At 59.7% G+C, this 11,985-nt stretch carries 11 protein-coding genes and 1 tRNA gene; 5 read left to right on the top strand and 7 right to left on the bottom strand.

Translation table 11 applies throughout. The annotated features are described in order from the left end of the window. Positions 1-114 precede the first annotated feature (114 nt). Complete coding sequence (locus tag Z947_RS0114430; protein WP_025044999.1) at positions 115-1,821, top strand: divergent polysaccharide deacetylase family protein; 1,707 nt, start codon at positions 115-117, stop codon at positions 1,819-1,821. A 24-nt stretch (positions 1,822-1,845) separates the two neighbouring features. On the opposite strand, the gene Z947_RS0114425 is transcribed toward Z947_RS0114430, so the two are convergent. From Z947_RS0114425 to fabI, 7 genes are all read right to left on the bottom strand, one after another. Beyond that, positions 1,846-2,883, bottom strand: coding sequence for a succinylglutamate desuccinylase/aspartoacylase family protein (locus Z947_RS0114425; RefSeq protein ID WP_025044998.1), 1,038 nt, complete (start codon positions 2,881-2,883; stop codon positions 1,846-1,848). 5 nt (positions 2,884-2,888) lie between these two features. Further along, positions 2,889-4,400 carry an anthranilate synthase component I gene (gene trpE, locus Z947_RS0114420; RefSeq protein ID WP_025044997.1) on the bottom strand — a complete coding sequence of 504 codons (1,512 nt, stop codon included), beginning with the start codon at positions 4,398-4,400 and terminating at the stop codon, positions 2,889-2,891. A 5-nt stretch (positions 4,401-4,405) separates the two neighbouring features. After that, positions 4,406-6,247, bottom strand: coding sequence for a peptidyl-prolyl cis-trans isomerase (locus tag Z947_RS0114415; RefSeq protein WP_025044996.1), 1,842 nt, complete (start codon positions 6,245-6,247; stop codon positions 4,406-4,408). A gap of 82 nt (positions 6,248-6,329) precedes the next feature. Continuing rightward, entirely contained in the window at positions 6,330-7,508 is a 1,179-nt protein-coding gene (locus Z947_RS0114410) for an aminotransferase (protein WP_025044995.1), read from the bottom strand. A gap of 61 nt (positions 7,509-7,569) precedes the next feature. Next, entirely contained in the window at positions 7,570-8,091 is a 522-nt protein-coding gene (gene gpt / locus Z947_RS0114405; RefSeq protein ID WP_025044994.1) for a xanthine phosphoribosyltransferase, read from the bottom strand. A 4-nt stretch (positions 8,092-8,095) separates the two neighbouring features. Beyond that, the gene (locus tag Z947_RS0114400) at positions 8,096-8,704 is read right to left on the bottom strand and encodes a LysE family translocator (protein ID WP_338057826.1); all 609 of its coding nucleotides are present in this window, start codon (positions 8,702-8,704) and stop codon (positions 8,096-8,098) included. Continuing rightward, entirely contained in the window at positions 8,701-9,507 is an 807-nt protein-coding gene (fabI, locus tag Z947_RS0114395; protein WP_025044992.1) for an enoyl-ACP reductase FabI, read from the bottom strand. The genes Z947_RS0114400 and fabI overlap by 4 nt, the downstream gene beginning before the upstream one ends. A 233-nt stretch (positions 9,508-9,740) precedes the next feature. On the opposite strand from fabI, the gene pdxH reads away from it, so the two are divergent. The 4 genes from pdxH to Z947_RS0114375 all read left to right on the top strand — a co-directional run bounded on the left by pdxH (position 9,741) and on the right by Z947_RS0114375 (position 11,622). After that, entirely contained in the window at positions 9,741-10,346 is a 606-nt protein-coding gene (pdxH, locus tag Z947_RS0114390; protein WP_025044991.1) for a pyridoxamine 5'-phosphate oxidase, read from the top strand. 109 nt (positions 10,347-10,455) lie between these two features. After that, positions 10,456-11,016, top strand: coding sequence for a cold-shock protein (locus Z947_RS0114385; protein WP_025044990.1), 561 nt, complete (start codon positions 10,456-10,458; stop codon positions 11,014-11,016). 32 nt (positions 11,017-11,048) lie between these two features. Continuing rightward, complete coding sequence (locus Z947_RS0114380; RefSeq protein ID WP_025044989.1) at positions 11,049-11,468, top strand: DUF192 domain-containing protein; 420 nt, start codon at positions 11,049-11,051, stop codon at positions 11,466-11,468. Positions 11,469-11,545: 77 nt separating this feature from the next. Next, positions 11,546-11,622 (top strand) — tRNA-Pro (locus Z947_RS0114375). The last annotated feature ends 363 nt before the right edge of the window (positions 11,623-11,985 follow it).

The following is an 11,985-nucleotide window of genomic DNA, read 5'->3' as shown; positions in this document are numbered from 1 at the left end:
GCCCATCGGAGTATATACGGTGCATAGATGTTCAGGCTTGTCCCGCGCCGTCAAGAGCGTGTGCAGGCTAATTCGGACCGGTAAGCCGTAGACCGGCGGAGCAGGAGTAAGTAAATGGCACAGGGATTTCTGGGTGGTGCGCTTTTGGGCGGGGTTGTCAGCCTTGGTGCGGCAGGTGTGGCATCGGTGATTGCACCACTGAACGTGCCGGTGCAGACGGCGTCGCCACAGATCAGTGACACTGCGCCCGATGCCGGTGTAACACCCGAAGCAGTTGCCGCCATCGCGCGTGAACAAGGTGTAAGCACGCCCACCGCTGTGACGCAGGACAAACCGATAGGCGGGCAAAGCGCGCCCCGCACAACAGCGCCTGAAGCAGATTCGTTGACTGATCTTAGTGTGACGAGCGCACCTGCGGCCAAGGCACCTGTGACCGGCGATGCCACCGAACTCGCAGCACCTGCCGATATTGCGCAGGCCGGTGGCGTTGACCTGTCACAGGAAGATCCGGTTTTACCCAATCCGCAAGCTCTGGCCCCGATGATGCCGGAAGGGTCGGACGCTGTTGCCATCGACACAACGCCTGCGGCGCGGCCGGTGCCAAAGGTCACGGAAATCGCCCCCGTTTCGGAAGAAATGGCAGATGAGATCGTGGCGGATGCGCTGGCCAAGGCAATGAACCCTGACTCGCAAGAGGACGCGGGCCAAAGCGGGGCGCAAGAGGCCACCGATCAAGCGGATGTCGATGTGGCTGGTGCGGATGTGTCCGAAGCGGAGACGCCTGTAGAGGGTGCCGATGAAACGGATGTAACCGAAGAGGCCGCAGCACCTGAAACTGAAGCCCCGGAGGCCGAAGCCACGCCTGAAATCGTGCAGACCGAGATTGCACCCGTCGATCCGCCCGCCGCAGTTGTGCCGGAAGGGCGCGACACCGAAGAAAACGAGGCTGACACCTCGCAGGTTGCGATGTTGGCACCATCGGCACGTCCGCAAATCGGAACTCCGGCGATTTCCCTGACCGACCGCGACAACGGTGTCGTCGTTAATCGTCTGGGCAACTCCGGCGCTGGAACGGCGATCGACAAGATTGAAAAGGTCACGATCATTACCGACGGCCCGTCGGGGGGCGATCTGCGCCCGATTACGCAATACGCACAGCCCTTTGCAAACGCCGAAAACAAGCCGCTGATGAGCATCATATTGATTGATGACGGCAGCAATCCGACCTCGGGCGCACCGGGCATCGCTGCTTTGCGCAGCTTTCCCTACACATTAAGCTTTGCGGTCGACAGCGCCTTGCCGGATGCGGCCGAACGGGTCGCCCTGTACCGTGAAGAAGGATTCGAGGTTCTGGCGATGGTCGATCTGCCACAGGGGGCGCTGGCCTCTGATGTGGAAACCACGTTGGGCGTGACCCTGTCGCAAATGCGTGAAGTTGTCGGGGTGCTTGAGGGGACGCGTGAGGGGGTGCAGTCCACCCGCGAAGTGGCGGATCAGGTCACAGCGATCCTTGCGCAATCGGGGCACGGGTTGGTGACGCAGGACAAAGGGTTGAACACAATGCCCAAGCTGGCGCGCAAAGATGGCGTGCCTGCTGATCCGGTGTTTCGCGATTTTGACAGTGCGGGACAAACGGCCACGGTTATCCGGCGTTTTCTGGATCAGGCGGCGTTCAAAGCCGGACAGGAAGGCGCGGTGGTCATGCTAGGACGTCTGCGCCCGGACACGATTTCGGCGCTGTTGCTCTGGGGTTTGCAGGACCGCGCGGGCAAGGTGGCTTTGGCCCCGATTTCGGCTGTATTGACCCGCGAGGACAGATAGGGGCGACAGCCCCGATCGCCCCGATCAGATGATCTCGTCTTCGTCGAACAGCGGATCGGTTTCCAGCTGCGTGGACAGATCGTCCACGGTGTCCTCGGATGCTTTCGGGCTGAGTTGCGCCAGATGGAACACCGCATCGCCTTCGTTCACCACCGGCAGGATGGCGCGGCCAATCAGGATGCCCGGGCTGGGCGCGACCAGATCGGTTTCCACGGTGCCGAAAGGGTCTGACACGGTCGCCAGCACATCGCCTTTGGCCACGGTTTCACCTTCGGCGCGGAAAGTGCGCAGCAAACCACCGGCAGGGGCGCGCAACCAAGTCGAGGCACCACAGATATAGGGCGCCACTTTGGCTTTCGCGATGCCCTTTGCCGGCAACATGCCCTTGGCGCGCATGACCCGCAGAATCCCCGCAACACCGGCCCGCACGGCCATCTCGTCAAAACGCAGGCCTTCACCAGCTTCATAAAGCAGGATTGGCGTGCCGTGTTTTGCCGCCACCGCCCGCAAAGACCCGTCGCGCAGCGGCGAGGTCAGAACCACAGGGGCGCCAAAATCAATTGCCATCTGGTGGGTAAAGGGATCGTTTGGCGAAATGCGCACCTGTGGCAGGTTGGTGCGGTGGATCGCGGCGGAATGTAGATCGATGCCGAAATCACAGCGCTGCACGACCTCGTTCAGGAATATATGTGCCAGACGGGATCCCAGTGACCCCGATGGATGGCCCGGAAAACAGCGGTTCAGGTCGCGCCGGTCGGGCAGGTACCGCGAGCGTGACAGGAACCCGAAAGAATTGACCACCGGCACGGCGAGCAGCGTGCCCCGCAGCGCCGCCAGTTGCGGGGCGCGCAGCAGGCGGCGCACGATTTCTACGCCGATGACCTCGTCCCCGTGGACCGCGGCGGTGACGCAGATGGTGGGCCCTGCGCGTTTACCGTGGTGAACCTGCACATGCAGACCTACTGGCGTGTGATCAGGCAGGATCGACACAGGCAAGGTGACAGTCTGCGCGGTGCCCGCGTCAATCGTAACGCCGGCAATCTCGAAAGGGGCGTTCGGCATCCGGCCTAGTTCCGTCCTGTGCCGTCAAAGCGGGTTGCATCGGCCGCCGCGCGCCGGATCGCGCCGGATTTATGGATGGTTTCCATAAATTCAGCTTCGGCGTCACTGTCATAGACTACACCGCCACCGGCCTGAATATAAAGGGTTTCGTCCTTGATCACAGCGGTGCGCAGGGCAATGCACATGTCCATGTCGCCACCGGCGCTGAAATAGCCGACACCGCCGCCATAGACGCCGCGCTTTTCCGGTTCCAACTCGTCGATGATTTCCATCGCGCGCACTTTAGGGGCACCAGATACTGTCCCCGCCGGCATGCCCGCGAAAAACGCATCCAGCGCATCACAGCCGTCTTTCAATTCGCCCACTACGTTGGAAACGATGTGCATCACGTGGGAATAGCGTTCGACGATGAATTCTTCGGTCGGGCGTACGGTGCCGATCTTGGCAACGCGCCCCACGTCGTTGCGACCCAGATCGAGCAGCATCAGATGTTCGGCCAGTTCTTTTTCATCCGCCAGCAGGTCCGCTTCCAGATCGCGGTCTTCTTCCGGTGTGGCACCGCGCGGGCGGGTGCCGGCGATGGGGCGAATGGTTACTTCGTTGCCAAACACGCGCACAAGGATTTCGGGGCTGGCCCCGACCACATGAAAGCCGCCGAAGTTGAAATAGAACATAAAGGGCGAGGGGTTCGTCCGCCGTAAACTGCGATACAGCGAGAAAGGCGGATGAGCGAAACCCTGCGCCCAGCGTTGGCTTGGCACCACCTGAAAAATGTCACCGGCAACGATATACTCGCGCGCTTTTTCGACAGCGGATTTGTATCCTTCACGGGTAAAGTTGCTCACGGGTTCGCCAGCTTCCACAGCTTCGCCCAGATTGCGGCTGGCACCGGGCATGGCACGTTCCAGATCGCGCACCGCATCCATCACACGTTCTGCGGCTTGTGCATAAGCGGCGCGGGCGGATTGGCCATCCGACACCCAAGCAGGCGATACAATCGTGACCTCACCTTTGACACCATCCAGAACGGCAATCACTGAGGGGCGCAGCATCATGGCATCAGGCAGGCCCAGTGGATCGGGGTTCACGTCCGGCAGATGCTCCACCAACCGGATCATGTCATACCCAAGATAGCCGAACAGGCCTGCGGCCGCTTGCGGCAGATCTTCGGGCAGGTCGATTTTGGATTCGGCGATCAGGTCGCGCAGCACGTCCAGCGGATTGCCTGCTGCATCCTCAAAGGCATCCGCGTCATACCGCGCGGCGCGGTTGATGGCCGATGTTTCACCGCGACAGCGCCAGATCAGATCGGGTTTCATGCCGATGATGGAATAGCGTCCGCGCACTTCGCCACCGGTCACTGATTCCAGCACAAAGGCGTTTTCGGCAGCACCCGTCAGCTTGATCATCAGGGAAACCGGCGTGTCCAGATCAGCCGCCAGACGGGTATAGACAATCTGGTTGCGGCCTGCAGCGTGGCCCGCCGCGAAGGCGTCAAAACCGGGGGTCAAAGCCATGGCGGTTACGGAAAGTTAACGTGGACAGCTTGCAAGGCGCGCTGGTCCACTTGGGGTTCGGCGCGGCGCACCACGTCATCTGCATAAATCGTGAACAGGTCCTGGGCCAACGCCTGATCCATCTGCGCGCGAAGCTGGCTGAGAAGCGCGATGTTCTCGGCTTCGTCGGCGGCTGGATTGATGGCATCCAGACGGACAATCACCACAGATTCGTCACCGGGCAGGACCCGGATTTCGCCGATTTCCATCTCGAAAACAGTACTCATAAAGCCGTTAGGCGTGTTGGTGATGAACGCGTTGCGCCGCTGGCCGGTCTCGATCAGCGCGTCAAGGCCTGCCGCTTCAAAGCCGACCGCGCCGCCGAGGGTGGGCACAAGCGCTTCGGCCTGCGTGCTGAGCGCTGTCACGATCCGGTCTGCCCGCAGAGCGGCACGGACGTCTTGCAGCGCATCCTCGAACGGGTTGACCCGCGCGGGCAGCTCTTCATCAAGTCGCATGGCAAAGATGCTGCCATCCTCGAGTTGCTGGATTTTTGGGAAATCGCCGCTGTTAAGCTCCCGCGCTGCTTCGCGGAAATCGGTGTAGGCGGCGATATCGTCGCTGGCCTCGGGGTGCCATGCAATGCTGCCCAGCTCCATCTTGGTTTCATCTGCCAGCTGCTCAAGCGTGGCACCACCGGCAAGCTGGTCGTCGATGTCTTGCGCACGCACTTCTACCGCACGCACCGCGCGCGCCAGCGCCAGTTCTTGCTGCAGCTCCGCGCGGGCGTCTTCAAAACTGGTGGCCTGCGCGGGCAAAATACCGTTCACGCGAAACAGGGCAGGGCCAAGCGGGCTGGCCTCGGGGCCGACGATCTCGCCGACGGCGGCGTTAAAGACGGCTTCGCCTGCAGCGTCCAGCTCAAGGCGGCTGACATCGCCAAGGTCGATATCGGCCAGTGTCAGCCCGCGTTCTTCGACCAGATTGCGAAACTGCGTGCCGCCCACTTCAAGGGCTGCCGCGGCCTGATCGGCGCTTTCCTGATCTGCAAAGACCAAACGTTCGATCAGGCGGCGTTCCGGTTGGTTATAGACATCTGCGCGTGCATCGTATTCGGCGCGCAGTTCTTCTTCGGGCACTTCGACCTCGTCGATCATCGCATCCGGCGTCAGCAGGGCATAGGTGATCATCTTGGTGTCAGGCAGCATGAATTTATCAGTGTTCTCTTCGTAATAGCTGCGCAGCTCTGCATCCGTCGGGACGGGCAGCGGGGCATCTAGGCTGTCTTCGTCCAAAAGGCTCCATGTGAAATCGCGCTGTTCGCCGACATAGTTCACAAGGGTCTCGGCGTAGGCGGCAGGCATTTTGACACCGCCCAGAACCGCGCCTTGCAGCAGGGTGCGCGCGGCTTCCTCGCGTAGGGAGGTTTCGAATTCGGCTTCGGACACACCGCCCTGTTGCAGGGCAAAACGGTACCCTTCGCGGTCGAATTCGCCGTTCACGCCCTGAAAAGAGCTGATTTGAAGGATTTCTTCACGCAGGGCTTCATCGCCGATGGAAAGGCCCAGTTCGCTGTTTTCGTGATCCAGCGCGCGGTTGCGCACAAGACGTTGCAGCACGGCGCGGTCAAGACCGATTTCCTGTGCGCGGGCGAAGGGCAGGGGCTGACCGGTTTGCTGGGAAATGGCCTGCATTTCGTTTTGCAACTGGCGGGCATAGCTGTCGACGGGGATGGATTTGCTGCCCACCGTGCCGATGCTGCGTATATTCCCGCTGAGGTTGGCCGCGCCAAAGCCGCCCAAGCCGATAAACAACAGACCCAAAAGGATCCACATGGCGATTTTGCCGATGCCGCTGCGTTGTGCCATTGGGGGGTCGTCCTTATTTCCGCTTTAGATCAGATGTCTAAGCGCTGTGTGCGTGGGGGGCAAGGGGGCGTTGACCCACCTGCTACGGGGCTTGCAGTGCTGCGAGCCGGTCGAACAGAACGCTGATGCCGGCCGCGTCGAGGTTGGCAAAGGCGATGCGCAATTGAGTGTCCCCGTCGCGCGTACCTTCGGGATAGAACATGGTGCCGGGCAGACAGAGGACCGAAGCTGATTTCACCAATGCCGGCGCAAGTTGGGCCGAGGACTGGGCGAAAGGGTGGTGCATATATGCAAAATAGCCACCAAGGCCGAGAAGCCGCCATCCTTTTGCGGTGAGCTTGGGCAGATTTTCGGTGATTGCGGCGCGACGCGCGAGGATTTCCTCGCGTTCGCCGGCCAGCCATTGTTTCAAGTTTTGCATGCCCCAGAGCGCGGCATGCTGGCCCATCTGACCGGGGCAAATGGCGACGGTGTCGAGGAATTTTTCGACTTCGGACAGGCGCTCTTCACTGGCGATCATCGCACCGACGCGGTGTCCCGTCAGGCGATACGCCTTGGAGAAAGAATAGAGGTGGATCAGCGTGTCTTGCCAGTCGGGGTCTTGAAACAGGGCATGCGGTGGACCGGAGCGGCTGTCGAAATCGCGGTAGGTTTCGTCAACGATCAGTGCGATGCCGTGTTGGCGGGCCAGATCAAAGAAGGCTTGCAACAGATCGGCGGGATATTCCACGCCGGTGGGATTATTCGGTGTGACAAGCGCAATGGCGCGGGTTTTGTCGGTGATCAGCGCGGCCGCCTGCGCGGGGTCGGGCAGCATATCGGCACCGGCGGGCAGGGCGACGCTGCGCACACCTGACATATCGAGCCACATCTTATGGTTGAAGTACCAAGGGGTGGGCAGAATGACTTCGTCGCCATCGGTACAAAGAGTTGCAATGGCCGCGGCAAAGGCCTGATTGCAGCCCGCGGTGATGCAGGTCTGCGCGGCAGAGATCTTGCCCGCGTAATGGCTGGCGGTCTGGCGGGCGAGTTCGCTGCGCAGTTCGGGCAGGCCCAGAACCGGCCCGTAAAGGTGTGCGTCGTCATTGTTCAGCGCCGCATCCGCCATCGCCTGCCGCAATTCTTGCGGGGGGGGGTCAACAGGGGCGGCTTGGGACACGTTTATCAGCGGGCGGTCGTCTGGATGCGTGATGCCGTCAAGCCAGCGGCGGGCTTCCATGACGGGGGGCGGGAATGTGGCGGCGGTACGGGATATGATCATCGGGCGGTTTCCGGTCGAGAGTGCGGACAGTATATAAGGCCAAAAAGAGGGGGCAGATGGATTAGTCTTTGCCTCTGTAGGGTTCGACATACTGTAGGGCCATGTCCCAGGGGAAAAAGATCCACGTGTCCTGACTGACGCCGGTGATAAAGGTGTCGACCTGTGGTTCGCCTTCGGGTTTGGCATAAACTGTCGCGAAATGGGCCTTCGGGTAGAGTTTGCGCACCAGTTCGAGGGTTTTGCCGCTGTCGACCAGATCGTCGACGATCAGGATGCCGGTGCCATCGCCCATGATTTCGGGATCGGGAGATTTCAGGACTTTGGCTTCGCGTCGGTCATCTGCCTTGCCGCCGCCCGAATGGTAGGAGACCACCGAGATGGTATCAACGGTGCGGATGTCGAGTTCGCGGGCCACGATCATTGCGGGGGCCATGCCACCGCGCGTAATCGCAACCACGGCTTTCCATGCGCCTGCGTCAGGGCCTTTGCCGTCAAGGCGCCACGCTAGGGCGCGGCTGTCGCGGTGGATTTGGTCCCATGAGATGTGGAAGCCTTTTTCGTGGGGCAGGCGCGTGTCGGACATGGGATTACCTTTGCAGCAGAAGTTTGAGGCCAAGCCCGCCAAGAAGCAGGGCGGCGATGCGATCAAGTAGGGGTTTCGTGCGCACATAGCGCGCGCGGGCAGCAGGCGCGCTGAGAATGAAGGCGCAAGCGGTGTAGAACAGGATTTCGAGCGTAAGATGGTTCGCGGTGATCAGGGCGATTTGCGCGGCGGAGAGGTCTGGCGGAAAGATCACCACCAGTACAGCGGCGGCAAAGAGCACCGATTTGGGATTGCCGAGGTTCACAAGCAGCCCGTCAAGAAAGGCGCGTCCCTGCGGTTTGGTCGCTGTACCGACAGGCTTGGCCGCGCCGCGCCATGTCATAACCGCGAGGTAGATCAGATAAGCGGCACCACCGGTTTTCAGCACGGCAAAGGCCCATGGGAACAAGGCAAACAGTGCATCCATGCCCAGAAGGGCCGCCAATGTCCAAAGGCTGGCCATCACCCCGAGGCCAAGGCCCGTTGCAATACCTGCCGCGCGCCCGTTTGACACGGTACTGCGCACGGCCATCAGAAAAGCGGCACCGGGGCTGAGAATGGAAACGATCAGCACGGCATTGAAGGCCGCAAGATCTGCAAGGGTCAGTGTCATTCCTTGGCCATATCGGGCGCGTCGACCGCTTTCATGCCAACCACATGATAGCCGGCATCCACATGCAGGTTTTCGCCCGTTGTGCCGCTGCCCAGATCGGACAACAGGTAAAGCGCGGATTTACCGACCTCTTCGATGGTCACGTTCCGGCGCAGGGGCGAGTTGTATTCGTTCCACTTCATAATGTAGCGGAAATCGCCAATGCCGGAGGCGGCGAGCGTCTTGATCGGACCTGCCGAAATGGCGTTGACGCGGATGCCGTCCTTGCCCAGATCTTCGGCAAGGTATTTGACCGAGGCCTCGAGTGCGGCCTTGGCAACGCCCATGACATTATAATGCGGCATGACTTTTTCGGCACCATAATAGGTGAGCGTGACAGCAGAGCCGCCGGCGTTCATCATTTTCTCGGCCCGTTGCATCACGGCGGTGAAGGAATAGACAGAGATGTCCATCGACATGGCGAAATTGCTGCGGCTGGTGTCGACGTAACGGCCGCGAAGTTCGTTTTTATCCGAGAAACCAATGGCGTGTACGACAAAGTCAATGTTGTCCCAGCGCTCTTTCAAACTATCGAATAGCGCATCAATCGAGGCTTCGTCGCCCACATCACAGGGCAGGACGATATCGCTGCCCAGCTGGGCGGCCAAGGGCACGACGCGTTTTTTCAGCGCATCACCCTGAAAGGAAAACGCCAGTTCCGCGCCGGCATCGGCAAGTTGCTTTGCGACGCCCCATGCAATGGATTTGTCGTTTGCAAGGCCCATGATCAGCCCCCGCTTGCCTTGCATCAGATCGTTCGCCATGCCGTGCCCAATTCTATTAACATTTCTACCCATTCGTTTAGGCCATTGCGCGCATGCCATCAAGAGAGCTGGACATATGCGGTTCTTGCTTTACTCAAGTGCCGGTGAAGGGCACCCGTTTCAAACGGGTAAAATAGCTTTCGGTTGTTGTGACATCGCAATTCCTGTAACGTTCAACGATACCTTTGGAATTTCTGCAGGACCTCCTGCGGGCAATAGGGCAAGAGTGCAGTATGTCTGGTAGAAGTGGTAAATTCGCGGGCGAAGACCCGTTCGAGATTGTCCGGTCCTGGCTGGCCGAGGCGGAGACATCGGAACCTAACGATCCCAATGCCATTGCCCTGTCGACCGTTGATGCCAATGGCATGCCCAATGTGCGCATGGTATTGTTGAAAGACGTCGAACAGGACGCCTTTGTTTTTTATACAAATTACGAAAGCCAGAAGGCGCAGGAACTGGATCACGCGGGCAAGGCGGCGTTTGTCTTGCACTGGAAATCGCTGCGCCGTCAAATTCGGGTGCGCGGCATCATCAGTCGCGAAGACGGGCCAAAAGCGGATGCTTATTATGCGTCGCGCGGGCTGCAAAGCCGTCTGGGGGCTTGGGCGTCACAACAATCGCGGCCTTTGAAAAGCCGCGCGGCGCTGATCGCCGAGGTTGCGAAAGTGACCGCGACCAAAGGGATCAATCCGGCCAGACCGCCATTTTGGGGCGGCTTCAGGCTTGCGCCGGTGGAGATCGAATTTTGGGCGGATGGGGATCACAGGTTGCATGACCGCTTCCAGTGGCGCAGAACCACACCCGATGACGCATGGGAGATTGAACGACTAAATCCTTAGAACGGCTACTCATTTTAGATGTGAATACCGCTGCCTGACCGTTTAAGGGCGAGGGGGCACAAGTTTATAAAGCGACGAATTTAATAGGTGCAGTGTGAAAGCAGAGATTATGGCAAGCGAAGACAGCAGACCGGCCGCGTTGGCGGAGCCGGATGCTGTTTCGGGCATTGTAAAGTGGTTTGATCCGGTCAAGGGTTTTGGCTTTGTCGTGGCTGAGACGGGCGGGCCGGATATTTTGCTGCATGTGAATGTGCTGCGAAACTTCGGGCAAAGCTCCATTGCGGATGGCACTGGCATCGAGCTGTTGGTGCAAAAGACCGATCGCGGCGTGCAGGCGACCGAGATCACGGCGATTCACCCCAGTGACATCCAGCAGAACGCCGTGCTTTCCGATATCGTGGGGCTGGACAATGACGCCCTGATGGCGGCCCCGATTGAACCGGCACGGGTCAAATGGTTCGACAAGGCCAAAGGGTTCGGCTTTGCCAATGTATTTGGCAAACCGGATGACGTATTTGTGCACATCGAGATATTGCGCCAGTCCGGTCTGTCTGATTTGCAACCGGGCGAAGCATTGGCCGTCAGGGTCATTCAGGGCAAACGGGGCCATATGGCCGGTGAGGTACAGGCGTGGGAAACGGTTCTAAACTCCGCAGATCCGCAGCAGTAATTTTAGGGTTGGGGCTGTCCCTTGTTGGAGGGATGGTCGCGGCCGAAGAATGTCGCAGCGATTCTGTATTGCTGAAGGGCGACTGGGGCAGCGCGCGATTCTCTGTCGAGGTTGCCGATGATCCGGCAGAGCAGGCGCAGGGGCTTATGCATCGTACTTCGATGCCGATGGGTGCCGGCATGTATTTCGTTAATGAACGTCCCCGCAGCACAAGTTTCTGGATGCGCAACACGCTGATTCCTTTGGACATGCTGTTTATTGATGCGCAGGGCGTGGTGAAACACATTCATCACAATGCCATCCCGCTGGATGAAACGCCGATACCGGGCGGCGATAACATTCTGACAGTGCTCGAGATCAACGGCGGCTTGGCGGCGCGACTTGGCATTAAAGTGGGTAGTTTAGTACGCCATCCGGCACATCAATCCTATGCGCCCGCCTGGCCGTGCTAAGTTTTCCTGCACGCAATGTGATTTAGGGCAGATCAGGGCTTTTCATTCGTCTGAACCTTGGCTAAAGAAGCCGCAGTCGGAGCGTGGCGCAGCCTGGTAGCGCACCTGTTTTGGGTACAGGGGGTCGGAGGTTCGAATCCTCTCGCTCCGACCACTTTCACCAGCCTTTGAATAAGTGATTTCCCTTCGGGGAAATATCGTGCGGGTCCGGGGGACCCTGTGCGGTGGGCCGCGCTGGTCTGTCCCGCCGTTAAAGCGCATCGGTCATATGTCCCCTTAACATGCGGTTAACACATCATATGGTGGTTCGCGGGTCGTGCCCCCGCTTTGGGTAGTGTGAATTTTGTGCGCTCTGGCCCGATTCGTAGGCAAGGGCGGCCTGTTATGTTGCAAATTTATGAATTCCCCAACCGGCGGCCAAAATAATTTTCGGGTCCGAACGCCGTTGATTTATCCCCCGCTGTTGTGTGGATAACTTCATGCATGACGTGAGCGAACCGCGCTAAACCTGTTGTTG

This window comes from Sulfitobacter geojensis, assembly GCF_000622325.1.
In the GTDB taxonomy this organism is placed as follows: domain Bacteria; phylum Pseudomonadota; class Alphaproteobacteria; order Rhodobacterales; family Rhodobacteraceae; genus Sulfitobacter; species Sulfitobacter geojensis.
This window is presented reverse-complemented; position numbering and strand designations above follow the sequence as displayed.